This is a genomic window from Blastococcus sp. SYSU DS0510 (assembly GCF_054050835.1).
The window spans coordinates 38,059-63,115 of sequence record NZ_JBJHAC010000014.1 but is presented as its reverse complement, the minus strand read 5'-3'; the positions used below and the strand labels follow the sequence as shown (position 1 = coordinate 63,115).

24 protein-coding genes are annotated in these 25,057 nt (G+C 75.0%); 12 read left to right on the top strand and 12 right to left on the bottom strand.

Annotation, left to right across the window (positions count from 1 at the left end; all coding sequences use genetic code 11):
- Positions 1–6: 6 nt before the first annotated feature.
- Positions 7–426 carry a protein-tyrosine phosphatase family protein gene (locus ACI79P_RS12925; RefSeq protein WP_456581459.1) on the bottom strand — a complete coding sequence of 140 codons (420 nt, stop codon included), beginning with the start codon at positions 424–426 and terminating at the stop codon, positions 7–9.
- A gap of 71 nt (positions 427–497) precedes the next feature.
- Between ACI79P_RS12925 and ACI79P_RS12920 the strand changes: the two genes are divergently transcribed.
- Together ACI79P_RS12920 and ACI79P_RS12915 are read left to right on the top strand one after the other, a co-directional pair.
- Positions 498–911 carry an acyl-CoA thioesterase gene (locus tag ACI79P_RS12920; protein ID WP_456581458.1) on the top strand — a complete coding sequence of 138 codons (414 nt, stop codon included), beginning with the start codon at positions 498–500 and terminating at the stop codon, positions 909–911.
- A gap of 323 nt (positions 912–1,234) precedes the next feature.
- Positions 1,235–2,368, top strand: a complete 1,134-nt coding sequence (locus ACI79P_RS12915) for a class I SAM-dependent methyltransferase (RefSeq protein ID WP_456581457.1) — start codon at positions 1,235–1,237, stop codon at positions 2,366–2,368.
- An 18-nt stretch (positions 2,369–2,386) separates the two neighbouring features.
- On the opposite strand, the gene ACI79P_RS12910 is transcribed toward ACI79P_RS12915, so the two are convergent.
- The 8 genes from ACI79P_RS12910 to ACI79P_RS12875 form a co-directional block, all read right to left on the bottom strand.
- Entirely contained in the window at positions 2,387–2,923 is a 537-nt protein-coding gene (locus tag ACI79P_RS12910) for an MOSC domain-containing protein (RefSeq protein WP_456581456.1), read from the bottom strand.
- Positions 2,924–2,938: 15 nt separating this feature from the next.
- Complete coding sequence (locus ACI79P_RS12905) at positions 2,939–3,592, bottom strand: energy-coupling factor transporter transmembrane component T family protein (protein ID WP_456581455.1); 654 nt, start codon at positions 3,590–3,592, stop codon at positions 2,939–2,941.
- On the bottom strand, positions 3,589–4,323 hold the full coding sequence (locus ACI79P_RS12900) for an energy-coupling factor ABC transporter ATP-binding protein (RefSeq protein ID WP_456581454.1): 735 nt from the start codon (positions 4,321–4,323) through the stop codon (positions 3,589–3,591). The genes ACI79P_RS12905 and ACI79P_RS12900 overlap by 4 nt, the downstream gene beginning before the upstream one ends.
- Positions 4,320–4,883, bottom strand: a complete 564-nt coding sequence (locus tag ACI79P_RS12895; RefSeq protein ID WP_456581453.1) for a biotin transporter BioY — start codon at positions 4,881–4,883, stop codon at positions 4,320–4,322. Before ACI79P_RS12895 ends, ACI79P_RS12900 begins: the two co-directional genes overlap by 4 nt.
- A gap of 149 nt (positions 4,884–5,032) precedes the next feature.
- Positions 5,033–6,619, bottom strand: coding sequence for a glycoside hydrolase family 13 protein (locus ACI79P_RS12890; RefSeq protein WP_456581452.1), 1,587 nt, complete (start codon positions 6,617–6,619; stop codon positions 5,033–5,035).
- Positions 6,620–6,748: 129 nt separating this feature from the next.
- On the bottom strand, positions 6,749–7,147 hold the full coding sequence (locus tag ACI79P_RS12885; RefSeq protein ID WP_456581451.1) for a globin: 399 nt from the start codon (positions 7,145–7,147) through the stop codon (positions 6,749–6,751).
- Positions 7,144–8,454: an MFS transporter gene (locus ACI79P_RS12880; RefSeq protein WP_456581450.1), complete on the bottom strand. Its 1,311-nt coding sequence runs from the start codon at positions 8,452–8,454 to the stop codon at positions 7,144–7,146. Before ACI79P_RS12880 ends, ACI79P_RS12885 begins: the two co-directional genes overlap by 4 nt.
- A 152-nt stretch (positions 8,455–8,606) precedes the next feature.
- Positions 8,607–10,691, bottom strand: coding sequence for a prolyl oligopeptidase family serine peptidase (locus tag ACI79P_RS12875; protein WP_456581449.1), 2,085 nt, complete (start codon positions 10,689–10,691; stop codon positions 8,607–8,609).
- Between the two features lie 220 nt (positions 10,692–10,911).
- Between ACI79P_RS12875 and ACI79P_RS12870 the strand changes: the two genes are divergently transcribed.
- Together ACI79P_RS12870 and ACI79P_RS12865 are read left to right on the top strand one after the other, a co-directional pair.
- Complete coding sequence (locus ACI79P_RS12870; protein ID WP_456581448.1) at positions 10,912–11,439, top strand: HNH endonuclease; 528 nt, start codon at positions 10,912–10,914, stop codon at positions 11,437–11,439.
- Positions 11,440–11,513: 74 nt separating this feature from the next.
- Positions 11,514–12,401 (top strand): SCO6745 family protein, encoded by an 888-nt coding sequence (locus tag ACI79P_RS12865; protein WP_456581447.1) that lies wholly within the window; start codon positions 11,514–11,516, stop codon positions 12,399–12,401.
- On the opposite strand, the gene kynU is transcribed toward ACI79P_RS12865, so the two are convergent.
- Positions 12,398–13,663 carry a kynureninase gene (gene kynU, locus ACI79P_RS12860; RefSeq protein WP_456581446.1) on the bottom strand — a complete coding sequence of 422 codons (1,266 nt, stop codon included), beginning with the start codon at positions 13,661–13,663 and terminating at the stop codon, positions 12,398–12,400. The genes ACI79P_RS12865 and kynU overlap by 4 nt on opposite strands.
- Before the next feature lie 72 nt (positions 13,664–13,735).
- On the opposite strand from kynU, the gene ACI79P_RS12855 reads away from it, so the two are divergent.
- Genes ACI79P_RS12855 through ACI79P_RS12845 form a run of 3 tightly spaced genes read left to right on the top strand, consistent with a single transcriptional unit; the run spans position 13,736 to position 16,123 of the window.
- Positions 13,736–15,169, top strand: a complete 1,434-nt coding sequence (locus tag ACI79P_RS12855) for an amidase (RefSeq protein ID WP_456581445.1) — start codon at positions 13,736–13,738, stop codon at positions 15,167–15,169.
- 30 nt (positions 15,170–15,199) lie between these two features.
- On the top strand, positions 15,200–15,604 hold the full coding sequence (gene ctaJ / locus ACI79P_RS12850) for an aa3-type cytochrome oxidase subunit CtaJ (protein ID WP_456581444.1): 405 nt from the start codon (positions 15,200–15,202) through the stop codon (positions 15,602–15,604).
- 54 nt (positions 15,605–15,658) lie between these two features.
- Positions 15,659–16,123: a DUF5130 family protein gene (locus ACI79P_RS12845; RefSeq protein WP_456581443.1), complete on the top strand. Its 465-nt coding sequence runs from the start codon at positions 15,659–15,661 to the stop codon at positions 16,121–16,123.
- Between the two features lie 110 nt (positions 16,124–16,233).
- Here the strand turns inward: ACI79P_RS12845 and pepN are convergent, their stop codons facing one another.
- The gene (gene pepN, locus ACI79P_RS12840; RefSeq protein ID WP_456581442.1) at positions 16,234–18,783 is read right to left on the bottom strand and encodes an aminopeptidase N; all 2,550 of its coding nucleotides are present in this window, start codon (positions 18,781–18,783) and stop codon (positions 16,234–16,236) included.
- A 138-nt stretch (positions 18,784–18,921) separates the two neighbouring features.
- Between pepN and ACI79P_RS12835 the strand changes: the two genes are divergently transcribed.
- Positions 18,922–19,581: a DsbA family oxidoreductase gene (locus ACI79P_RS12835; RefSeq protein ID WP_456581441.1), complete on the top strand. Its 660-nt coding sequence runs from the start codon at positions 18,922–18,924 to the stop codon at positions 19,579–19,581.
- Positions 19,582–19,852: 271 nt separating this feature from the next.
- Here the strand turns inward: ACI79P_RS12835 and ACI79P_RS12830 are convergent, their stop codons facing one another.
- Positions 19,853–21,409, bottom strand: a complete 1,557-nt coding sequence (locus ACI79P_RS12830; RefSeq protein WP_456581440.1) for an ABC transporter substrate-binding protein — start codon at positions 21,407–21,409, stop codon at positions 19,853–19,855.
- A 182-nt stretch (positions 21,410–21,591) separates the two neighbouring features.
- On the opposite strand from ACI79P_RS12830, the gene ACI79P_RS12825 reads away from it, so the two are divergent.
- The 4 genes from ACI79P_RS12825 (at position 21,592) to ACI79P_RS12810 (ending at position 25,008) form a co-directional block, all read left to right on the top strand.
- Positions 21,592–22,404, top strand: coding sequence for an IclR family transcriptional regulator (locus tag ACI79P_RS12825; RefSeq protein ID WP_456581439.1), 813 nt, complete (start codon positions 21,592–21,594; stop codon positions 22,402–22,404).
- Positions 22,405–22,539: 135 nt separating this feature from the next.
- Positions 22,540–23,505, top strand: coding sequence for an alpha/beta hydrolase (locus ACI79P_RS12820; protein ID WP_456581438.1), 966 nt, complete (start codon positions 22,540–22,542; stop codon positions 23,503–23,505).
- Between the two features lie 62 nt (positions 23,506–23,567).
- On the top strand, positions 23,568–24,341 hold the full coding sequence (locus tag ACI79P_RS12815; protein WP_456581437.1) for an SDR family NAD(P)-dependent oxidoreductase: 774 nt from the start codon (positions 23,568–23,570) through the stop codon (positions 24,339–24,341).
- Positions 24,342–24,447: 106 nt separating this feature from the next.
- Positions 24,448–25,008, top strand: a complete 561-nt coding sequence (locus ACI79P_RS12810; RefSeq protein WP_456581436.1) for a quercetin 2,3-dioxygenase — start codon at positions 24,448–24,450, stop codon at positions 25,006–25,008.
- Positions 25,009–25,057: the final 49 nt, after the last annotated feature.

Sequence of the window (25,057 nt, the reverse complement as noted above, 5' to 3'; positions counted from 1 at the left end):
GGCGGGTCAGCCGAAACGTTCGACGAAGCGGCGCTGCCACGGCGTCTCCACCGCGCGGCGCCGGTACCCGCGGCGGACGTACTCCACGGCCTCCCCGCGTGGGACGCCGTCCAGGACGGCGAGGCAGGCCAGCGCCGTCCCGGTGCGCCCGGTGCCGCCCCCGCAGGCGACCTGGACCCGCCCCTCGGCGGCGCGGTCCAGCGCCGCCTCCAACGAGGTCCGCAGCTCGGCCGGGTCGGTCGGCAGCCCGAAGTCCCGCCAGCGCACCCAGCGGCTCTCCCACGGGACGACCGGTGGGCGGCCGACCAGGTAGACGCCGAAGGTCGGGTCCGGGCCGTGTGGGACCCGGCGCAGCCCCCGTCCCCGCACCCGCCGCCCCGACGGGAGCACCAGCACCCCCGGCTCGTCCGCGGCCCACGACCCCACGCGGCCACGCTAGCCCGGGCGGACCACCGCCCCGGCGCCGCGCAGAGACGGGCGTAGGGCAGGGTGGCGGTGTGAGGCACACCGTGCACGTCCCCATGCGCTGGTCGGACATGGATGCCTACCAGCACATCAACAACGTCGCCTTCCTCGGCTACTTCGAGATGGCCCGCGTCAACCTCTTCTTCGAGCAGCCGACCCACGACGAGCGGACCGGCCTGCGGCGCGGGCTCGTCGTCGCCTCCCACGAGATCGCCTACAAGCGGTCGGTCGTCTACGACCGGGATCCGCTGGAGGTGCAGGTGTGGGTCGCCGGCGTGCGCGCGGCCGCCTTCACCTGCCACTACGAGCTCTTCGACCACGGGCAGCTCGCCGTCACCGGCAGCACCCTCCTCGTGCCGTTCGACTTCGGGCTGAACCGGCCGCGTCGCCTGACCGCGGAGGAGAAGGAGTTCCTCACCCGCTGGAGCGACGAGCCGGCCGGCTGACCTGCGAAGGGGGCGGCGGGCGGTAGCGCTCTGCCCCGCCGGGGTGGGCAGAGAGCGAGCGTGCGGGGACCGGGTGGTGGGCCGGCGGGCGGTAGCGCTCTGCCCCGCCGGGGTGGGCAGAGGGCGAGCGTGCGGGGACCAGGTGGTGGGCCGGCCGACCCGGAGGACGACCGGGCCGAAAAGCGGTTCCCCGATCGCCGCGGCGAGGGCAGGGTGTTCCCCGCGGGGGCGGCTGGCCCGGCGCGCGGGCCCGGCCGGCACGGGCTCCCACGTCCCCGGCCGGGGACGCGGGGGAGGCCGCCACCCAGCGGAAGGACCCCGCCATGACCTCCACCGAATCGGCCACCCAGCCGCCCGCGCCGAGGATCCCCCCGGAACCCGGCGGGGGCACCGCGGACCTCGTCGAGCGGCTGTTCGCGGCGGTGCTGGCCACCATCGACGTCCAGACCGCGTACCTCGGCGACCGGCTCGGCTACTACCGGGCGCTGGCCGACGGCGGGCCGCAGACCTCGGCCGAGCTGGCCGCCCGGTGCGGGACGGCCGAGCGGTACACCCGCGAGTGGCTCGAGCAGCAGGCCGTGACCGGCTTCCTCACCGCGACGGATCCCGCATCCGATCCCGGCGACCCACGGGCGCGCCGCTTCGCCCTGCCCGCCGCCGGCGTGGAGCCGTTCACCGACGAGCTCAGCCCGAACCACGTCCTCCCGCTGGCCCGGCTCCTGGTGGGCCTCGGCAAGCACGTGGACGCGCTGGCCGAGGCGCACCGCACCGGGGGCGGGGTGAGCTGGGCGGAACTGGGCGACGACGTCCGCGAGGCCCAGGCGGCGGCGAACCGGCCCCTGTTCCTGGGGGCGCTCGGGCGGGAGCACCTGCCCTCGCTGCCCGAGGTGGACCGCGCGCTGCGCGCCGGAGGCCGGGTCGCCGACGTCGGGTGCGGCGAGGGCTGGTCGGCCATCGGCATCGCCCTGGCCTACCCGACGGCGACCGTGGACGGCTACGACGTGGACGCCCCATCCATCGAGGCCGCGCGCCGGCACGCCGCCGAGGCCGGGGTGGGCGACCGGGTCCGCTTCGAGGTAGCGGACGCCGCCACGGTCGGCCGGGACGGCACCTACGACCTGGTCACCGCCTTCGAGTGCATCCACGACCTGCCGCGGCCGGTCGACGTCCTCGCCGCCATGCGCCGGCTCGCCGGCGAGGACGGCTACGTGCTGGTCATGGACGAACGGGTGGCGGAGACCTTCGGCGCCCCGGGGGACGACGTCGAACGGCTCATGTACGGCTACAGCGTGCTGTGCTGCCTCGCCGACGGGCTCTCCTCCCAGCCCTCGGTCGGCACCGGCACCGTGATGCGCCCCGACGTGCTGCGCGGGTACGCCCGCCAGGCGGGCTTCGCCGACCTGGAGGTGCTCCCGATCGCCGACGACTTCTTCCGCTTCTACCGCCTCGTCGGCTGAGCGGACGACCTGGGCGGGTCAGCCGTCGACGTGGCGGGGCGCCGGCCGGCCGGCCCCGGTCGGTGCCCCCCGCCGGGCGGCCTCCTCCTCGGGCACGAGCTGCACGACGGCACCCTCGGTGATCACCGCACCGCCGAAGACGGCCGCGTTGATGCCGCCGCGGTGCACCATCGCCTTGACCAGCTTGAGCCCGGTGAGCCGCTCCAGGTGCGTGCACGGCGGGCAGCGCTTCATCCCGAACAGCAGCGCGTCGCCCACCGCGAACCAGCGCCCCACCAGCGCGGAAAGGTCGATCCCGGTGGTGACGAGGTTGCGCCGGGTGTCCGCGGTGGTGAACGTGCCGCCCACCTCCTCGGCCACCGCCGCGACGTCGTCCCGGTCGATCAGCGTCAGCTGCTTCTCCAGCTCCGGGTACTGCGCCCAGGTCCCACCGCCCAGGGCGTAGCGGTCCCCCTCCAGCCCGGTCCCGGGCAGCAGCCGCGCCGAGGGGAGCCGGCGCAGCGGGGCCGCGGCCTCGGGCGTCGACCAGATCTCCAGCAGGGAACCAGCGTCCATCGCGGACCTCCGGGCTCAGGCGGCGGCGGGGGAGCGGCGCTCCCGGGCCGGGGGGACGTCGTCGGCGCCGCGGGCGTCGAGGGCCTCGCTCACCGTGTGCGCCATCTGCAGCAGCTGCACCAGCAACGGGGTGACCGTGGTCCGGATGCCGCGGATCCCGCGCGACGAGCCCCCCCGCGCGGCCTGGGCCTCCCGGATCCGCTCGGCCCGCTCGGCCAGCACGGGGATGAACCGCAGCGCCATCGAGACGACCAGCCCAATCCGCGCGGGCCGCACCCCGAGCACGCGCAGGGGCGCGCACAGCCGTTCGATGACGGCCACCATCTCCGTCACCCGCGTCGTCGCCGTCACCACCGCGGCGGCCAGCACGAGGGCGAGCAGGCGCAGCACGGTCAGGGCCGCCGTCGGCAGGTCGCTGAACAGGGTGTGGAAGACGAGGAGGCCCGCCAGCCACCACCGCACCGTGCGGGCCTGCCGGGCCAGCACGGCCGCGGGCAGCCGGGCGACGCCGAGGCCGACCGCCACCACCCCGAGCAGGGCGGCGCCGACCACGGGCAGCGTGGGCACCGCGAACAGCAGCACCGCGAGCGCCGCGAGCGCCAGCAGCTTGCCCCCGGCGGGCACGCGGTGGACCGGGCTGCGCCGCGGCACGTAGAGGGCGAGGGTCATCGCCCCTCCATCAACGTGCGGTAGGCGGCGATCGCCGTCCGCGGCGCGGCGTCCTCGACGATCCGGCCGCCGTCGACGACGAGCACCCGGTCGAAGCCGTCGAGCAGGTCGAGCTGGTGGGTGACCACGACGACCTGCTGCTCCAGCCCCTCGATGACCCGGGCGACCCGCCGCGCGTTGACCAGGTCCAGCAGGGTCGTCGGCTCGTCGAAGACGACGCGGGCGGGGCGCATCACCAGCACGCCGGCGATCGCCAGCAGCTGCTTCTGGCCGCCGGAGAGCAGGTGCGCGGGGTGGTCGGCGTGCCCGGCGAGCCCGTAGCGCGCCAGCACCTCGGCCACCCGTTCGGCCCGCTCGGCCGCCGGGACCCGCTGGTTCTCCAGCCCGTACGCCGCGTCCTCGGCGACGGTGGGGTGCACGATCTGGGCGTCGGGGTCCTGGAACACGAAGCCGACGCGGCGGCGGACCTCGCGCACGGAGGTTCGGGTGTCCAGGCCGTCGACCAGCACCTCCCCGGACGTCGGGACGACCAGCCCGTTGAGCAGCCGGGCGAAGGTGCTCTTCCCCGAGCCGTTCGCGCCGACGACGCCGACGCGGGCCTCGGTCAGGTGCAGGTCGACGTCGGTGAGAACCGGGCGGTCGCCGTAGCGGTGGGAGACCCCGCGCAGCTCGATCCCGCGGGCGGGATCGGCGACGGCGTCGGGCCGCGGCTCCTGCCGGCGGAACCTCACCGGGCGGCGACCTCCCGCTGCGGTCGCTCGATGACCGGGTAGCTGCGGCGCACCTGAGCGGCGATCGACGCGGCGATGAAGGCCTTGACGGCGTCGCCGGGGAGGAACGGGAGGGCGCCGGAGACGATCGCCTCGCCCAGCGACAGGTTGGCCACGGCGGCGAGCACTGGCACACCGATCAGGTAGACGACGACCATCCCGCCGACGACGTTGAACAGCACGCCCCAGGCGACGTTGTAGCGGGCCCAGAAGCGCTCGGTGAGCCAGCCGGTGACGAACGCGGCCAGCGGCCAGCCGAACAGGTAGCCGGCGGTCGGACCGGCGAACACGGCGAGGCCCCCCGTGCCGCTGGCAAGCAGCGGCAGGCCGATCGCCACCATGACCAGGAACAGCAGGACGGCGAGGAAGCCGCGACGGGCGCCGAGCACGCTCCCGGCCAGCATCACGCCCAGGGTCTGCGCGGTGATGGGCACCGGGCCGATGGTGACCGCCGGCAGGGTCCCCAGCACGGCGATGACGGCCGCGAAGAGGGCGATGTAGGCCAGGTCCCGGGTCTTCATGTCAGCTCCTGCGGTGCGCCGGTGGGGAGGCGTCGCCGGCCCGGCGTCACCTGCGGCAAGGTACCCGAGCGCCCGAGGGCGCCCGGACGCCCTCCCTGCGGGGGCCCACCGCGGGCCTGCGAGTGGTGGGGGGCAGGGAGGGCTGTCTGTCAGGCCTGCAGCCAGACCGCGGCGTCGTCGGGCACCTTCCCGTCGTCGACCGGGGTGCTGCTGAGCAGCACCCGGCCCTCCGGCAGCGGTACGGGCGCCCCGGACATGTTGACGAAGCAGGTCAGACCGCCGGAGCGGCGGAAGGCGACGCAACGGTCGGGTGACTGCAACCACTGCAGGTCCTCGCCCCGGAGCAGCGGGGACGAGGCGCGCAGCGCCAGCGCAGCTCGGTACAGCGACAGCATCGAACCGTCGTCCGCGCCCTGCGCCTCCGCGGTGAGTGCGCCCCACCCCTCGGGCATGGGCAGCCACGTCTCGGCCGCCGACGAGAAGCCGTAGGACGGTTCGTCGCCCGACCAGGGGACGGGGATGCGGCAGGCGTCCCTCCCGCGCTCGGCGCCGCCCGAGCGGAACCAGATGGGGTCCTGCAGGACCTCGTCGGGCAGGTCGACGTCGGGCATGCCCAGCTCGTCGCCGTTGTAGAGGTACGCCGCACCGGGGAGCGCCAGCTGCAGCAGCGCGGCCGCGCGGGCCCGCTGCGTGCCGAGCTCGCCGTCGCCGTAGCGGGTCACGTGCCGGGGCCGGTCGTGGTTGGACAGCACCCAGCAGGCCGGCGCCGGGGTGCCCTCCACCGCGGCGAGGGAGTGGGTGATCGCGTCGCGCAGGGCCTCGGGGGTCCAGTCGGCCGTGAGGAGCTTGAAGTTGAAGGCCAGCTGGAGCTCGTCCTCCCGCAGGTACTGGGCGAGCCGGTCGTCGTCGGAGACCCACACCTCCCCGACCGCCATGGTGCCGGGGTACTCGTCCAGCACCGCCCGGATCCGGCGGTGGACGACGTGCACGCCGTCCTGGTCGAACCGGTGGTCACCGGGACCGTGGTCGTCCAGCAGCCCGGTGTCGTCCATCGGCACCATGTCGGGCAGCCCGTCGGGCTTGGCCATGCCGTGCGCGACGTCGATGCGGAAGCCGTCCACCCCGCGGTCGAGCCAGAACCGCATCGTCTCCTCGAGGTCGGCGACGACCTCGGGGTTGGCGAAGTTCAGGTCCGGCTGCTCGGGGGCGAAGATGTGCAGGTACCACTGCCCGTCGGGCACCCGGGTCCACGCCGGGCCGCCGAACACCGACGGCCAGTTGTTCGGCGGCTCGCTGCCGTCCGGTCCGCGCCCCTCGCGGAACAGGTAGCGCGCCCGCTCCGGGGAGCCGGGGCCGGCGGCCAGCGCCGCCTGGAACCACTCGTGGTCGTGCGAGCTGTGGTTGGGCACCAGGTCCACGGTGACCCGGAGGCCGAGCGCGTGCGCCTCGGCCAGCATCGCGTCGAACTCCGCCAGGTCGCCGAAGACGGGCTCCACGTCCCGCGGGTCGGCGACGTCGTAGCCGTGATCCGCCATGGGGGAGGGGTAGAACGGCGTGATCCAGAGGGCGTCGACGCCGAGGTCGCGCAGGTACGGCAGCCGCGACCGGATGCCGGCCAGGTCGCCGACGCCGTCGCCGTTCCCGTCGGCGAAGCTGCGGATGTAGACCTGGTAGAAGACCGCCTCGCGCCACCAGTCGGCGCCGGACGTGCGGAAGGGGGACGGCTCGGTGCTCACCGGGCTCCTCTGGATGGGTACGTGCGGGGGTGAGGTGCGCGCCCGGGTCCCGGCGAGGGGACCGGCGCGGCGCGGGGCCGGCTCGTGCGTCGTCGCTCCGAGCGGCGCGGCAAGCCTACGGTGACGTGCTCAGCGGTTCTGCATGCTCCGGGCCGCCATCTCCAGGTAACCCCAGAGCGTCGCGTCCTGCTCGGGCGGCAGCCCCAGGGAGTCCACGGCGTCGCGCATGTGGGTGAGCCAGGCGTCGCGCTCGACCGGGCCGATGGCGAACGGCGCGTGGCGCATCCGCAGGCGGGGGTGCCCGCGCTGCTCGGAGTAGGTGGTCGGGCCGCCCCAGTACTGCTCGAGGAAGCCGCGCAGGCGCGCCTCGGCGCCCTCCCAGTCGTCCCGGGGGTACATCGGCTGCAGCACGGGGTCGGTGCGGACGGCGGCGTAGAACCGCTCCACCAACCGGCGGAAGGTCTCCGCGCCCCCGACCTCGTCGTAGAAGGTCCGCGCCGACGGCAGGGACCGCCTCGACTCGCTCATGCCCCGGATGCCCCCTCGGCCTCGATCGCGGCGTCCGCCCGGTTACGCGTCCGCCGATAGGCCCTCAGCGCCGGGGCGACCGCGATCATTCCGAGCGCGCCGGACAGCGCGACCACGACGGCGGGCCGGAGCCCCTCGGCGGCCAGGCCCGCGGCGAGGGCACCGATGCCCTGCACGCCGGCCAGCCCGCTGGCGGCGACGCCGAACGCGCGCCCGCGGTAGGCGCTGGGCACCGCCTGGACGAAGGCCACGTTGAGCGGGATCGACCAGGCCGCGCCGAGCCCGGAGAGGAACAGCATCCCGACCAGGACCCAGAACGGCACCGCGCCCGGCCCCATCACCGCCGCGATCACGCCGCCGACGAGCACCGGCCCGAGGGAGAAGGCCACCAGCGGGACGACGAGCCGCTCGCGCCGCGCCGGCGGGACGAGGCGGGCGATCACCAGCCCGCCGATCGTGACGCCCAGCGGGTTGGCCGCCAGCAGCACGCCGACCGCCGTCGCGCCCTGGCCGAGGGAGTCCACCAGCGGCGCGGCGATGCCCTCGGAGGCGTAGACGAAGCCGGTCGTCACCCACAGCACGCCGACGATCGCGAGCAGGCGGGGGCTGCGCCGGATGAAGCGCAGGCCCTCCGCGGTGTCCCGCCACAGCGATCCGGGGCTGCCACCTCCCTCGGACACCGGGGCGGGCCGCGGCTGCAGCCGGGCCCAGAGCCAGATCGCGGAGACGATGAAGGTGGCGGAGTCGATGAGCAGGGCGGCGGACGGGTTGAGGACGGCGACCAGCGCACCACCGGCCAGGAAGCCGCCCACCTGGGCCAGCTGCAGCGTGATGCCGGTGAGCGAGGTCGCGACGGCGTACCGGTCGCCGTCGAGGACGTCCGCCATGAGCGCCGAGCGCGCCGACTCGAACGGTGGCGCGCACAACCCCACCACGAAGAGCAGGGCCAGCAGGACCGGCAGCGGCATGCCCGGGATCGCCATCAGGGCCACCAGCACCGCCCGGGCGACGTCGGTGGCGATGAGCACCCGGTGGCGGGGGAGCCGGTCGGCGAACGCGGAGAGCAGCGGGCCGCCGAGCAACCAGGGCAGGTGGCTGATCGCGAAGGTGAGCGCGGCGAGCAGGGGCGAGGAGGTGCGGTCGTAGACCAGCACCGTCAACGCCACCCGGGCCAGCTCGTCGCCGGCGGCGGAGAGCAGGTAGGTGCCGAACAGCGGCCGGAACTCCCTGACGGCGAAGACCTCGCGGAAGGTGGCCTGGCGGACGGTCCCGCCCTCGGCGCGACCGTCCGGTGCGGCGGCGGTCACCGTGCTCCCCGCCCGGCGCGGTCGGCGGCGCGCGACGCGCCGTCGGCGGCCAGCACGGTCGGTGATCCGGTCATTACCGGAATCATTTCAGGCGGGAGCGGCGGAGTCTGCACCGCCGACTGCGCGTGTCCTCCCCGTGACACGGTGACCGGTCAACCGGTGAGCCCCGTGTGCGCGGCGAGGAAGGCCAGCTGGTCGGCGGCGAGCCCCACGGTGCGGCTGACCGCGCGGGCACCGTGCCCGACCGAGGTCTCACGGCGCAGCACCACCGGTGCCTCCGCCGTCGTCGCGTGCTGCAGCGCGGCGGCCAGCTTCCGGCCGTGCAGGGGGTCGACCCGGGTGTCGGACTCGAACGTCGTGAACAGCACCGCGGGGTAGGCCGTCCCCTCCCGCACCGCGTGGTACGGCGAGTAGCCCAGCAGCCAGCCCAGCTGCTCCGGGTCGTCGGCGGTGCCGTACTCGTCGTTCCAGGTGCGCCCCAGGCCGAAGCGCTCGTAGCGGACCATGTCCAGCAGCGGGGCGCTGCAGACGACGGCGGCCGCGAGGTCGGGGCGCTGGGTCAGCGTGGCGCCGACCAGCAGACCGCCGTTCGACCCGCCCATCACGGCGAGCTGCGCGTGCGTCGTCCACCCCTCGGCCACGAGGTGCTCCCCGGCGGCGGCGAAGTCGTCGAACACGTTCTGCTTGCGCTCGCGCATGCCGGCGCGGTGCCACTCCTCGCCGTGCTCCGAGCCGCCGCGCAGGTTGGCCACCACCCAGACCCCGCCCGCGGCGACCCAGGCCAGCGCCTGCGCCGTGTAGGCCGGGGTGAGCGAGACGTTGAACCCGCCGTAGCCGTACAGCACGGCCGGGCGCGGCCGGTCGGGCGCGCCGGTGCCGGAGAGGACGAACAGGTGCACCGGCGTGCCGTCCTGCGACCGCGCGTGCGTCTCGACGACGGTCATCTGCGGCACGTCCCCGGCGACGTCGGCGTTCTCCCACGGCGCCAGCCGCTCCGGCACCGCCGCGTCCCAGCGCAGCACCGATGGGGGCGTCGCGTAGTCGGTGTAACCGACCCAGGCCGCGGTGCCGCCCTCGGGCGGGGCGCTCACCCCGGAGATGCTGCCCGGGCCGGGGGGCGCCACCTCGGTGATCCGGCCACCCCCGTCGCCCGCCCACAGGGAGAGCCGGTCGGTGGCGTCCACGGCGTGCACGGCCAGCACCCGCAGGGCGCCGTCCGGTGCGTCGACGAGCGCCGCGTCGGAGAGCACGGCGCCCTCCTGCTGCGGGACGACGTCGGTCCACGCCTCCGCTCTCCAGGTGGCCGGGTCCTCCGGGTCGGCGACCGCCAGCCGCCAGCGCGGGGCGCCGCGGTCGCTGAGCAGCCAGAGCCGCCCGTCCCGGGCCACCCAGGCCGCGGTCTGGGCGTCGACGCCACGCTGCAGCTCCTGCAGGGCGCCGTCGCCGGAGAGGTCGGCGAGCCAGACGTCGTCGCGGGGGGCGGTGCCGGCCGACGCCGAGACGACCAGCCACCGGCCGTCGGCGCTGGTGCGGACGCCGTAGTAGTTCGTCGGGTCCAGGGCGGGTGGGTCGAAGGTGCCGCCGTGGACCAGCACGTCGTCCTCCACCGGGGCACCGACGCGGTGGCGCCAGACCCGGCGGTGGAACTGCTCCTCGCCCGCGGGCACCTGGTCGGGCGCGAGCCGGCGGACGTAGAACAGCTCCTCGCCGCCCGGCAGCCAGCCGACGGGGGAGTAGCGGCAGCGGTCGACCGGCCCGTCGAGGACCTTCCCGGTGGCGACGTCGACGACGTACAGCCTCGACTCCTCGTCGCCCCCGGTGCTCACCTGGTAGGCGAGGCGGTCGCCCTCCCACGAGGGTGACCACGCGTCGAGCGTCGTCGTCCCCTCCGGGTCCAGCTCCATCGGGTCGACGAGCACCCGCACGGTCCCGTCTGCCTCGCGCACCCGCAGGACGGCGTGCTCCTGACCGGGGTCGCGCCGGGTCGAGAAGGCCCGCCCGCCGCGCCACACCGGCACCCCGACGGCGCCCGCCCGCACGAGCTCCCCGAGCCGCGCGGCGAACCGGTCGCGGGCGGGGAGGGCGGAGAGCACCTCGCCGGCCAGGCGGTCCTGCTCCTCCGACCACTCCCGCGTGCGGGGGTCGGCGGGGTCCTCCAGCCAGCGGTAGGGATCGGCGACGCGGTGGCCGTGGAGCTCCTCGACCAGGTCCAGGCGCGGGGCGTCCGGGTAGCGCATGCCGGGCACGCTAGTCGCCGCCAGGGACACGACCGGGGCGCCGCGGGAATTCCCAGTGCGCCGCACGGCGGTTCTCGGGTCAGAATGGGGCTGCCCGCGGGTCGTGCAGCACCCGGCGGTCCGGGGCGTCCGGAGGTGATCCGTGCCGCGTTCCGCGCCCGGGTCGACGTCGGCGGGTCACCCAGGCCCGTGGCGCGACCCCGTCCCGCCGCTCGTCCCCGTGCCCGCGCGCGCCACCACGGGCGCCACCCTGCTGCTGAACGCGACGTACGAGCCGCTCTGCGTGGTCTCCAGCCGGCGGGCGATCGTGCTCGTGCTGACGGAGAAGGCGGAGTCGGTCGACGTCGCCGCCGACGTCGTGCACGCCGAGACCCTGAGCCTGTCCGTCCCCGTCGTCGTGCGGCTCACCCGCTACGTCCGCGTGCCGTACCCGGCGTCGGTGCCGCTGTCGCGCCGGGCGGTCTTCACGCGCGACGGGCAGACCTGCGTGTACTGCGGCGGCTCGGCCACGAGCATCGACCACGTGGTGCCGCGCAGCCGCGGCGGCACGCACACCTGGGACAACGTCGTCGCCGCCTGCCGCCGGTGCAACCACACCAAGGCCGACCGGTCGCTCGCCGAGCTCGGCTGGAAGCTGCCCCGCCCGCCGAGCACGCCCAGCGGCGCGGCCTGGCGACTCCTGGGCCACCGCACCGTCGACCCCCGCTGGCGCGAGTGGCTCGGAGTGCCGGAGAGCGTCAGCGCCTGAAAGGACCCCTGCCCCCCGCCCCTCGCAGGCTCGCGGCGGGGCCCTGCAGGGGGCCGGACTGGAACGGAGCTCCGGTGACGTCACTTTCCCCGGCGCGGCGGCTCTGGGCGCTCGCCGAGCCGTTCCACGCGCTCACCTACTTCGCAGACGAGGCGCGGACCGCCTTCGGCGAGGCGGGGCTGCGCGGCTTCTGGTCCGGCTACTTCGCGGGCCGCGCCGCCCCGCTGGGCGCCGTCGGCCCGGAGGTGGTGACGGCGGTCTTCGTCAACTTCGCGCCGGCGTTCGTGGCCCGGCGGGTGCCCGCGGTGTGGGCCGACGCGACCCCGGCGGCGGCGCTCGCGGCCCGCCTGGCCGGGGTGGACGCCGCCGTGCGCCGGGTGCTGGAGGAGGGCTGGATCGGCTCGGCGGTGTCGCTCGAGGCGGCGCACCTGGCGGCGGCGGCCGCGGCCGCCGTCGACCTGCCGGGGCGCCCGCTGGCGGCCGCGAACACGGCGGTGGAGGTGCCCGGCGAGCCCCACCTGGTGCTGTGGCAGGCCCTCACCACGCTGCGCGAGCACCGGGGCGACGGGCACGCGGTCGCGCTGGTGCAGCGCGAGGTCGACGGCGTGCAGGCGCACGTGCTCGCCGCCGCGGCCGGGCGCTCGGACCGCGGGTGGCTGCAGAAGGCGCGCGGCTGGGACGACGCGGCGTGGGACGGCGCCGCCGCGGCGCTGACCGATCGCGGCTGGCTGGCCGGGGGCGAGCTCACCGCGGAGGGGCGGGCGGCGGTCGCGGCCGTCGAGGCCGACACCGACCGGCTGGCGGCCGGGCCGTGGCGGGAGCTCGGGGACGACGGCTGCGCCCGCCTGGCCGAGCTGCTGGAGCCGCTCCGCGGCGCCGTCGTCGCCGCCGGGGACTGGCCGGCCGGCAACCCGATCGGCGTCCCCGAGCCCTCCTGGATCGACCAGGTGCAGCCCCATTAGGTCACGCGGGCGCGCTCCGCGGGGAAGGCCTCGTACGAGCGGTCCTCGAGCACGTCCCGGAAGCGGGCCATCGCGTCCCACACGTCGACGAAGCGCGTGTAGAGCGGCGCCGGTCCCAGGCGCACCCGGTCGGGGGTGCGAAAGTCCGGCACCACGCCGCGGTCCACCAGCGCCTGGGTGAGCTGCCACGCCCGCGGATGCGTGAAGGTGACGTGCGCGCCGCGGCGGGCCGCCTGCCGCGGGGAGGCCAGCGCCACCCCGTGCGGTGCGAGCCAGGCGTCGCCGAGGGTCACGACGAGGTCGGTCATGGCCCGGCCCTTCGCGGCCAGGCGGTCGATCCCGGCCTCGGCGACCAGCGCCGCGCCCACCTCGACGGCGGCCATGCCGAGCACCGGCGGCGTCCCGGTGCCGAAGCGCTCGATGCCGTCGGCCGGCACGTACTCCGGCCCCATCGCGAACTGGTCCCGCTGGCCGAACCAGCCCTGGATCGGCGACCGGAGCCGCTCCTGCAGGTCGCGGCGGACGTAGAGGAAGGCCGGCGCCCCCGGACCGCCGTTGAGGTACTTGTAGGTGCAGCCGACGGCGAGGTCCGCGCCCGAGGCGTCCAGGTCGGTGGGGACGGCGCCGGCGGCGTGGGAGAGGTCCCAGAGCACCAGCGCCCCGGCGTCGTGGACCGCGCGGGTGACGGCCGCGACGTCGGCGAGCGCGCCGGAGCGGTAGGCGACCAGCGAGAGGACGACGACGGCGACCCGCTCGTCCAGGGCGGCCGCGAGCACGGCCGGGTCCAGCCCCTCGTCGATGTCGGCCGCGACCTCCCGCACCGCCATGCCCCGCGCCGCCGCGACGCCGGCGACGACGTAGCGGTCGGTGGGGAAGTCGTCGGCGGTGCACACGAGCACGTCGCGGCCCGGCCGTGCCTCGGCGCCGGCGACCAGCAGCTCGTAGAGGTTCACCGTGGTGGAGTCGCCGACCAGCACCTGACCGGGGCCGGCCCCGAGGACGCCCGCCCCGAGCTGGTCGCCCAGCCGCGTCGCGGCCCCGATCCACTGCGCCCACGAGCCGACCAGCCCGCGCGCCCACTCCTGCTCCACCACGCGGGCCACCGCCGCCGGCGTCGCCAGCGGCATCCGGCCGAGGGAGTTGCCGTCGAGGTAGAGCAGCCGGTCAGGGCCCTCCTCGTCGGCGCCGGCGAACCGGCCGCGGAAGGACGCCAGCGGGTCGGCGGCGTCGAGCTGCTCGGCGTGCGCCCGGGTCGGTTCCACCCCGCCACTGTGCACCGCGCCCACCCGGCCGCCGCGGCCCCGTGCCGGATGCGCGGGGGCTAGCGTCGCCCCGTGACCGCGCTGCACGACCTCACCGCCCTCGAGCAGGCCGCCGCCGTCCGCGCGAAGGAGGTCAGCCCGACCGAGCTCGTGCAGCACGCCCTCTCCCGCATCGACGCGCACGACAGCGGGCTCGGTGCCTTCATCACCGTGACCCCCGAGCGGGCGCTGGCCGGTGCGGCGGCCGCGGAGGCCCGGCTGCGGGAGGGCGGGGAGCTGCCGCCCCTGCTCGGCGTCCCCACCGCGATCAAGGACCTGCACAACACGGCCGGGGTGCGGACGACGTTCGGCTCGGCCGCGCTGGCCGACTTCGTGCCCGCCGTCGACGACGCGGTGGTCACCCGGCTCGCGGCCGCGGGCACGATCAGCGTCGGCAAGACGAACACCCCCGAGTTCGGCTTCCCCTGCTACACCGACAACGCCCTCGTCGGGCCGGCCCGCTCCCCGTGGGACACCTCGCGGCTCGCCGGCGGCTCCAGCGGGGGAGCGGCCGTCGCCGTCGCCGCCGGGTTCGTGCCCTTCGCCCAGGGCAGCGACGGCGGGGGCTCCGTCCGCATCCCGGCCAGCATCAACGGCCTGTACGGCATCAAGCCGACCCGCGGCCGCATCAGCAACGCGCCCTACGGCAGCGAGGTGACCGGCCTGGGCACCAGCGGCCCGCTGGCCCGCACGGTGCGGGACGCGGCGGCGATGCTCGACGCGATGGCCGGCCCCGAGATCGGCGACCCGTTCTGGGCCCCACCGCTTCCGCCGGGCGAGACCTTCCTCGGCTGGGCCGATCGGGAGCCCGGCCGCCTGCGCATCGGGCGCTACACCGAGTCGGCCATGCCTGGCGTGGAGCTCGAGCCGGAGGTGGCCGAGGCGTTCGAGGACGCCGCCCGGCTGCTGGAGAGCCTGGGGCACGTCGTCGAGGACGTCCCGACCGGGCTGCTGGACCCCGCGGTGCTGCCCTCGTTCGAGCGGGTCTGGGCGCTGAGCGCCACCACGCTGCCGGTCCCGGCCGGGCGAGAGGAGCTGCTCACGCCGCTGACCCGCTGGATGCAGGAGCGGGGACTCGCCCTGTCGGCCCGGGACGCGATGCAGGCGATGTTCGCCCTGCGCGTCTTCTCCCGGCAGTTCCTCCGCGCGACCGCGGGCTACGACGTGCTGCTCGCCCCGGTGCTCACCATGACGCCCCGGCCGATCGGCTGGTTCGGGGAGGACGGCGAGGGCGGACCGGACTTCGAGCGGCAGAAGCGGTACGCCGCCTTCACCGCGCTGTTCAACGTCACCGGGCAGCCGGCGGTCAGCATCCCGCTGCACTGGCCGGCCGACGACCTGCCGATCGGGACCATGCTCGTGGGCCGTCCGGCCGACGAGGCCACGCTGGTCTCCCTCTCGGCGCAGCTGGAGGAGGTGCGGCCGTGGGCGCACCGGCGCCCCGCCGTCTGGACCGACAGCCGATGAGGACGGCGACGTCCCGGTAAGTTGTCGGGCGTGACCGTCGCCGAGACCCTCCTCGTCTACGCCGGAATTCCGCTCGCCGTCGTGCTGGTGCTGGCGTTGCTGACCCTCAGGCCCGGCGCCGACCGGCGTCCCCGGTACAAGCCCGGCCAGCCGTGGAACCACGCCCCGGTCTGGTACGAGCCGCACCCCGCGCACGTCGGTGGCGGCCACGGCCCGGCGCCCGCGCACGGCCCGGCTGCCGTCCCGGGCAGCGGCACCTCCGCGCTGGGGTCGTCGATGTACCCGGAGCAGCCGGGCGAGCGGGCGCTGGACTCCGAGTCCGGGGCCGGCCTCGCGCTCGGCGACGGTGCCGGCGGCTCGCACAGCCGCGGTGCCACCGCTGCCCGCATCGCGCCGCCGGCGGGCCCGCTGGGCGGCGCCCGCGGGACCTGGTGACGGTGCCCTGATGACTCTCCCCGACGTCCCGACGACCATCCCCGGAGGCCGGCGATGACCCGCGCGCCCGAACTCAACGCCCCCCGCACCGGCACCGATGTCGGCGACACCCTCCACCCGCGCACGGCCGAGGGCCGGCTCGACGAGGTGTTCAGCTTCCGCGAGCTGGCCCGCCTGGACGAGGCGCTGACCATGTCCTCCCGCGAGACCGGGCTGCGCTTCACCCTCTACGTCGGCGAGCTGCGCACGCCGACCCGCGCTCACGCCGAGGAGCTGCACGCCCGCTCGGGCGACCACCCCTCCGACGCGGTGCTCATCGCCGTCTCACCGGGCCAGCGCGTGGTGGAGGTCGTGACCGGCGCCGGCGCCGCGCGCCGGCTGCCCGACCGCGCCTGCGCCCTCGCGGTGCTCTCCATGACCAGCGCGTTCGCCAACGGCGACCTGGTCGGCGGCATCGTCAACGGGCTGCGCCAGCTGTCCGACCAGGCCGGGCACCCTGCCGGGCTCCGCACGCACTGAAGAAGGACACCTGCCCCCACGGCTCGCCAGCTCGCCGCGGGCCCCTGCAAGGGGCCGGACGAAGGGGCCGCACCTGGTCGGGTGCGGCCCCTTCGTCGTCTGCGGCGCGGTTACTCCGCGGCGGCGTCCCGCTCCCGGGCGCGCAGGGCGCGGGCGATGCCGTCCCGGCCCTCGAACACCAGCCGGCGCAGCGCGGGCGGCTGCTCGGCGTCGGCGAGCCAGGCGTCGGCCGCCGCGATGGTGCGCGGCTCCACGATCGGCGGGAACAGGTACTGCACGGCGTTCTTGGCGATCTCGCCCGGCCGGCGGTCCCAGAGCGGGCGGATGTCGGCGAAGTAGCGGTCGACGTACCCGGCGGTGAGCTCCCGCTGGGCCGGGTGCCAGAACCCCTGCAGCACCGCCTCGTGGACGGCGTTCGGGATCGACTCGTCGGTGAAGGCCCGCTGCCAGGTCTCCTCCTTCGACTCCGCCGTCGGCCGCAGGGCCCGCGCCGTGGCCGCCCGCCGGATGCCGGTGGCGGTGGCGTCGCGCTCGGCCTCGGCGTCGATCTCGGCGTCCCCGGCCGCGCCGATGGCGACCAGCCCGTGCAGGAACGCCCAGCGGGCGTCGGCGTCGACGACCAGGCCCTCGGGGACGCGCGAGCCGTCGAGCAGCCCGCGCAGCGCCGCCGCGTGCTCCTCCGTGCGGGCAGCGCTGGCCAGCGTGCGGGACCACAGCAGCTGCTCGTCGCTGCCGGCCGGGGCGTCGTCGAGCGCGGCCAGCGCGTGGTCGGCGAGCTGTGCCCAGCCGGTCGGCGCCCACGCCGGGTCGGCGAACGAGGAGAGCGCGCTCTGCACCCGGGCCAGCAGCGACTGGATGACGCTGCTCTCCGTCTCGGCGCCGATGCCGGCCAGCACGAGCTGGACCCACTCACGGGCCGGCAGCTCGGCGTCGCGGGTCATGTCCCAGGCCGCGGACCAGCACAGCGCGCGGGGCAGCGAGTCCGGCAGCGCACCGATCCGGGAGCGGAGCGTGGCCAGCGACTTCTCGTCGAGCCGGATCTTGGCGTAGGTGAGGTCGTCGTCGTTGACCAGCACCAGGTCTGCCGCCGGGTGGCCGACCAGTTCGGGCACGTCGGTGCGGGCGCCGGCGACGTCGAGCTCCACGCGGTGGCTGCGGGTCAGCCCGTCAGGGCCCTCGCTGTAGAGGCCCACGGCCAGCCGGTGGTTGCGCAGCACCGGGTGCTCGACGACCGCCGATTGCTCGATGGCGAAGCTCGTGTAGCGGCCGTCGTCGCTGAGCTCGAAGACCGGCCGGAGCGTGTTGACCTGGCTGGTGCGCAGCCACTGGTCGGCCCACTCGGACAGGTCGCGGCCCGAGCTCTCCGACAGCGGGCCCAGCAGGTCGGCCAATGTGGTGTTGCCGTACTCGTGCCGCCGGAAGTAGCGCTGCACGCCGGCGAGGAACTCGTCGCGGCCGACGTAGGCCACCAGCTGCTTGAGCACCGAGGCGCCCTTGGCGTAGGTGATGCCGTCGAAGTTGACCTCGACCGCGGCGACGTCGGGGATGTCCGCGGCGATCGGGTGGGTCGAGGGCAGCTGGTCCTGCGCGTAGGCCCAGGCCTTCTCGGTGTTCGCGAACGTCGTCCACGCCGTCGTGTATTCGGTCGCCTCGGCCTGGCACAGCGTGCTGATGTAGGTGGCGAAGGACTCGTTGAGCCACAGGTCGTCCCACCACCGCATGGTCACCAGGTCGCCGAACCACATGTGGCCGAGCTCGTGCAGGATCGTCTCCGCGCGGCGCTCGTAGCGGGCCCGGCTCACCTTCGAGCGGAAGACGTAGTCCTCGAGGAACGTCACCGCGCCGGCGTTCTCCATGGCCCCGGCGTTGAACTCGGGCACGAAGAGCTGGTCGTACTTGTCGAACGGGTACGGGTAGTCGAACACCCGGTGGTAGAAGTCGAAGCCCTGCTTGGTCACCCGGAAGATCTCCTCCGGGTCCAGGTACCGGGCCAGCGACGCCCGGCAGTAGAGCCCGAGCGGGATGCCCTCGTGCAGGTCGGTGACCTTGGCGTACGGGCCGGCGATGAGCGCCACCAGATAGGTGGAGATGCGCTTGGTGGGCGCGAAGTGGGCCAGCTGGGAGCCGGCCTCGCCCGCCTCGATGGTGCGGCCGCCGGTGTTGGAGATGACCTGCCAGTCGAACGGCGCGGTCACGTGCACGGTGAACGTCGCCTTGAGGTCGGGCTGGTCGAAGCAGGTGAACATCCGCTTGGCGTCGGCCGGCTCGAACTGGGTGTAGAGGTAGACCTGCCCGTCCTCGGGGTCGAGGAAGCGGTGCAGGCCCTCGCCGGTGTTCGAGTAGCGGCAGTCCGCCGTCACCACCAGCGTGTTGGTCTCGGCGAGGTCGGGCAGCGGCAGGCCGCCCTCCTCGGTGTAGGTGCTCACGTCGAGCTCGGTGCCGTTCAGGGTCGCCGAGTGCACCGTCTCGGCGACCAGGTCGATGAACGTCTCCGCGCCCGGGCGGCGGCAGGTGAACTCGACGGTCGTCGTCGACCGGAACGTGTGCTCGCCGGGGTGCCCGGCCCCGTCGGTGACGTCGAGGGAGATGTCGTAGCTCCGGACGTCCAGGAGCTCGGCGCGGGCGGCGGCGTCGGTGCGGGTCAGGTTGGGTACGGCCACGCCGGGAAGCTTGTCATGCGGGGACGACGCCGGCGCCCGCCGTCCACCGGCCGGGAACAACCGGACCGCGCCGGGACTTGCCTGACCCCAGACGGTCCGGGCACTCGGCGACCCGGGCCACCGCAGCGAGGAGCAGAGATGACCGAGGCAGTGCAGAGTGCGCCGGTGAAGGCCCGCGTCGATTTCTGGTTCGACCCGCTGTGCCCGTGGGCCTGGCTGACCAGCCGCTGGGTGCGCGAAGCCGCCAAGGTTCGCGACATCGACCTGCACTGGCACGTCATGTCCCTGGCGGTGCTCAACCGCGGGCGCGACCTGCCCGAGGACTACCAGCAGATGATGGAGCAGGCCTGGGGCCCGGTGCGGGTCGCGATCGCCGCCGCGCAGCAGCACGGCGACGAGGTGCTCGGCGACCTCTACACGGCCATGGGCACGCTCCGCCACCACGAGGGCCGCGAGCTGGGCGAGATCATCGCGCCGGCCCTGGAGCGGGTCGGGCTGCCGGCGTCGCTGGCCGAGGCCGCCAGCTCCACCGAGTACGACGAGGCCCTGGAGAAGAGCCACCACGCGGGCATGGACCCGGTCGGCGAGGACGTCGGGACGCCGGTCATGCACATCGACGGCGTGGCGTTCTTCGGCCCGGTCATCAGCAAGGTGCCCACCGGTGAGGACGCCGGCAAGGCCTTCGACGGCGCCGTCCTGCTCGCCAACCTGCCCGACTTCTGGGAGCTCAAGCGCACGCGGCTGAGCGGTCCCGACATGGACTCGGTCCCGGCCGACGCCCTGGAGCTCACCCGGTAAGGACCCCCGACCCCCTCGTCCCTCGCACGCTCGGGACGAGCCCCTGGTTCGGTGGCCGTTCCAGTACGTCACGGGTGGGGGGGGGGGGGGGGGGGGGGGGGGGGGCCCCCCCCCCCCCCCCCCCCCGCCAAAACCCCCCCCCCCCCCCCCCCCGCCGCCCCCCCCGCCCCCCCCCCCCCCGCCGGCGCCCCCGCCCCCCCCCGCCCGCCCCCCGGCGCCCCCCCCCCCCCCCCCCCCCCCCCCCCCCCCCGGCCGATCCGAGGCCCGAGGGTCAGGCCGGCTGGATCGAGGAGATCACGAGCCAGTTGTTCGCACCGGCGAAGGAGGGCTCGGCCACCTTGTCGGCGTTGTAGCCGTAGTAGGTGAGGTCCTCGTACACCCCGATGAACCAGGCCTTCTCCGCGATGGCTCGGTTGAGGTCCGTCCGCGCCTGGGCCTGGGCCTCACCGGTGCTGCCGAGCGCGGCGCCCATGGGCTGCGCGATGGCCGGCTCCTCGGCCTTCTGGTAGTTCATGAAGCCGCCGTACATGGCCCCGGCGACGAATCCCTCCGGCTGGCCACCGACGGCGAACCCACCCCAGATCACCGGGTCGGTGCGCACCGCCGCGAAGACCTGGTCGGTGGAGGTGGCCGTCACGAAGTTCATCGTGATGCCGACCTCCGCCAGCTGGCTCTGGATGACGACCTGGTCCTCGTCGGGCTGACCGAGCACCGTGGCGTTGAACTCGAAGCCGTCCGGGTAGCCGGCCTCGGCCAGCAGCTCCTTGGCGCGCTCCGGGTCGTAGGCGAACTCCTCGTCCAGCGCCGGGTCGAAGCCCGGGGTCTCCTCGGGGAACAGCTGGACCGTCGGTCGCGCGCCGGGGTGCAGGTCCTCGACCAGCGACTCGCGGTCGACGGCGTGCATGATCGCCTGCCGCACCTCCACGCTGCCGAAGGCCGGGTTCACCGCGCCGGTCTTGTCCAGCACCGGCATGCCGACGACGCTGCCGCCGATGCTGACGATGCTCTGCTGGGCCTCGACCTGCTCGATCGCGTTCCCCTTGAGCTGACCGGCGACGTCGACCTGGCCCGAGATGACGGCGTTCGCCAACGCCTGCTGGTCGGTGATCACCCGGTAGACGATCGTGTCGAAGGCCCAGGCGTCGGCGTTCCAGTGGTCCTCGTTCTTCTCGAGGGTGTACTGGCTCGCGCGCGTGGTCCCGCTCTCGGCCAGCTCGTAGGGGCCCGAGCCGTCGGGCTGGGTCTCCAGCGCGGCCGGGTCGGCCAGGCCCTCCGGGCCCACGATCATGCCGACGCTGTCGTACAGGTTGGCCTCCGGCGTGGCCTGCGGCTTGGCCCACGTGATCACGACCGTCTGCGGGTCCTGGGCGGTCACGTCCACGATCTCGGCGGCCTCGCCCTCGGCGAGGGAGCCGTAGCTGGGCAGCTCGGGGTTCGTGCGCCGATCGAGGTTGGCCTTGACCAGCTCCGCGTCCAGCGTCGACCCGTCGTCGAAGGTGACGTCGTCGCGCAGCGTGAGGGTGGTCTGCGTGTCGTCCTCGTTGTTCGAGAACTCGGCGACCAGGCTGCCCTCGATGCCGCCGTCCGGGCTGCTGACGAACAGCGAGTCGTACAGCGGCGAGAAGAACTCGGACTGCCGCTGCTGGTAGGCCAGCGGGTCGTAGCCGGTGGGCGCGGCGTCGGCGTCCAGCCCGATGGCGAGCGTGTCGCTGCCGCTCTGGCTGGCGCCGCCGCCCCCGCCCCCTCCGCCACCGCCGCAGGCGGCGAGCGACGCCACGGCCGCGACCGCGATCACCGCCTTGCCGCGCCGAGTCGTGAATCGATTCATGGTCCGTGGCTCCTTCGTGCGTGAACGGAGGGTTCGAGCGGCCGATCCGTCGGCCCGGCCGGAGCGTCCGCTCGGCTTGGCGGCAACGATGGGCGTGGCTCCGGTGAGACGTCAGGCACAATGCCGGTCAATGGAAAACAACTGTGGCGCGCACCTCACCGTGAACGGCAGGTGACCGAATCGTGACCGATGCGTCTCCCGATCCCGTCCGGGTGCGCGGCCGCCGCCCGCCGCAGGGCGATCCGGTGGTCGACCGGGCCCTCGCGCTGCTCGCGGCGTTCGACGCCGGCCACCGGTCGATGACCCTGGGCGAGCTCAGCCGGCGCAGCGGCATCCCGACCAGCTCGACCCTGCGACTGGCGGGGCGGCTGCAGGCCTGGGGCGCCCTGGAGCGCGGCGACGACGGGCGGTTCACCATCGGCGTCCGGTTGTGGGAGGTGGCCTCGCTCGCGCCTCGCGCGCAGGGGCTGCAGCGGGTGGCCCTGCCGTTCATGGGCGACCTCGAGGAGGTGACGCGCCAGCACGTGCTCCTGGCGGTCCGCGAGGGCACCGACGCGCTGCTGGTCGAGCGGCTCTCCGCCCACCAGGCGATCCCGATCCTGTACCGCGTGGGCGGCCGGCTCCCGCTGCACTCCACCGGCGTCGGGCTGGTGCTGCTCGGCTTCGCCGAGTCCGCGTTCCAGGAATCGGTCCTGGCACAGCCGTTGATGCACCAGCCGGAGAACCTGCCCGTCTCGCCCGCCGCGCTGCGGCGCACCCTCGCCGAGATCCGCCGTGACGGGCTGGCCACCTTCCGCAGGCGAACACCCGAGCCGCTGGTGAGCGTCGCCGCCCCGATCTTCGGCGCCGACGAGCGCATCGCGGCCGCGCTCTCGGTCGTCGTCCCGCAGGAGCACGCCGAACCGCGGCTCCTGGGTCCCGCGGTGCGCACTGCCGCGCGCGCCATCTCCCGTGGCCTCGGCGCCCGCCGGTCGATCGGCGCTCCCCCCGCCTGACGAACGTGCCGCTCAATGGCAGGAGCGCTGTGACCTGCGGCACGGATGTGCAGGCTCGTCCGAGCGGCCCGCGGCGGGAGCCACGTCGACCCCGCCGCGTGCCGCCTGATCATCGCCTGCAGCGAGGAGTGCCGCGTGCCCGTCCACCCCGCCGTCGCGTCGAGGTTCCACCTGCTCGAGGGCATCGAGTCCTTCGAGGCCGGCCTGGCCGATCCCGTGACGCGCGCCCGGCTGGACGCCTTCATGTCCCTCACGGATGCGCCGGCTCCTCCGCAGGTCGACGTGCGCAGCGACAGCGCTCCTGGCCCGCACGGCCCCGTCCCCGTCCGCATCTACACGCCCGCCGGCCGGGGTTCGCGTCTGCCGTGCCTGGTCTGGCTGCACGGGGGCGCATTCCGGATGGGCGACCTGGACATGCCCGAGGCCGACTGGACCGCGCGGCAGGTCTGCGCCCGAGCCGGCGCAGTCGTGGTCAGCGTGGACTACCGGCTGTGCGTGGGCGGCGTCACCTACCCGGTCCCGCACGACGACGTGGTGGCCGCCGTCCGCTGGGTGCGGGAGAACGCGGCCGACCTCGGGGTCGACGCCGGGCGCGTCTCGCTCGGCGGGGCGAGCGCCGGGGGCAACCTCGCAACCGGCGCCGCGCTGAAACTCCGGGACGAGGACGGCTGGGTTCCCGCCACCTTGCTGCTCGCGTACACGACGTTGCACGCAGTGGTGCCGCCGGCGTCGGCGTCCCTGGCTCCCCTGCTCGACGAGATCCCGCTGCTGCTGCGGTTCCTGCCCGAGACGCGTCGGGGCATCACCGAGAACTACCTCGGCGGCCCGGCGAGCACGGCCGACGGCTACGCGATGCCGGGCAACGCGGTCCTGGAGGGGCTCTGCCCTGTCCTGCTGCTCAACAGCGAGTACGACGACCTCCGCGCCTCCGCCGAGGTGTTCGCGGGCCAGCTCGCCCGCGCGGGCGTCGACGTCCGCCAGGTCCTGGTGCCCGGCATGCTGCACGGCTTCCTCAACCTGCACGCGGGCGTCGAAGCGGTCGACCGCGTCCTCGATCTCATGGCTCGCACGGTCACGGGCGACCACGGGCTGCCCCGCTGATCGTCCGCGACGAGCGACCGACCGCCCGGTCCAGCGGCCCCCACCCATCCATCGGAGGAAGCATGAGCAGAACCACCACCGCCGATCGCGGCCGGCTTCGCGGGCGGACCGCGCTGGTCACCGGCGCGGCCGCAGGCATCGGGCTTGCCGTCGCCCACCGTTTCCGCGCCGAGGGCGCGCGCGTCGCGTACGCCGACCGCGACGCCGCCGGGGCTGAGGCGGCCGCTGCGGCGACGGGTGGTCGCGCGGTGCACATGGACGTCTCCGACGAAGGGAGCGTCGAGGCCGGCTGGGCGGGGCTGGCCGCGGAGGGCTGGACCCCCGACGTGGTCGTCGTCAACGCCGGGGTCCAGCTGTTCGGCCAGGACGCCGAGGTCGCCGACCTCGACCTCGACGCCTGGCGACGGACCCACGACGTGAACCTGACCGGGGCCTTCCTGACGATCAAGCACGCCGTCCGCGGCATGCTCCGCATCGGCGGCGGCTCGATCATCCTCAGCGGCAGCCCGACCGGGGTACGGGGCGAGGGCGCGGAGTTCACCGCGTACGCCTCGTCCAAGGCAGGCATGCACGGGCTCGGCCGCACGGTCGCCGCCGCCTACGCGGACAGGGGGATCCGGGTCAACACGGTGATCCCCCCGTACACCGAGACCGGGCTCGTGTCGGCCATCGCCGAGGACCCGGCCGCCCGCGCCGCGATCGTGGGCCGCATCCCGATGCGTCGTGCGGGCACGCCGTCGGACCTGGAGGGCGTCTACGTGTTCCTCGCCGGCGACGAGTCCGCGTTCGCGACCGGTGGCACGTTCGCCGTCGACGGCGGGATGACCACGCTGTAGCGATGTGCCGACGGACGAACGTTCCGGCCAATGGCAGAGGTCTGGGGTGCGGTGACGTCCGTCACGGATGCTCGACGCGTCATCGTCGACCGAGCCGGGAGTACCCATGAGCTTCGAGTACCTGATCGACCCGTCCCAGGGCCCGCAGTGGAAGGGCGCCCTCCCTGGCAAGCCCGTCCCGTACGTGCTCCGCAAGGGCGAGGGCGAGACCGCCATGCTCTTCCGCGACCTGTTCACCGTGCTGCTGTCGGGCGACGAGACCGAGAACCAGTTCGGCATCGTCACCGCCGACTCCCCGGCCGGTGACGTCATCCCGACCCACTCGCACAACGAGACCCACGAGACGTTCTACGTGCTCGAGGGCAAGGTGCGGCTCTTCTACGAGGACGCCGAGGGGCAGAAGCAGTCGTCCCTGCTGGCCCCCGGCGACTTCGGCTACGTGCCGGCCGGCTTCGCGCACGCGTACCAGATCGTCGAGGACGCCCGGATGATGGGCACGCTCTCCGGCGGCTTCGAGCGGTTCTTCCAGCACATGGGGACGCCGACCGACCACGCCACCAAGGACCAGCCGCCGTTCATCCCCGACTTCCCGCGCATGCAGGCGGCCGCGCAGCAGCACAACATGCAGTTCATGCCGGACTACTCGTGGCCCACGACGGCGGAGTGACTCCCCCACCCCTGCCCCTGCCACCCCCGGCGCACGCCCTTCCGATCCC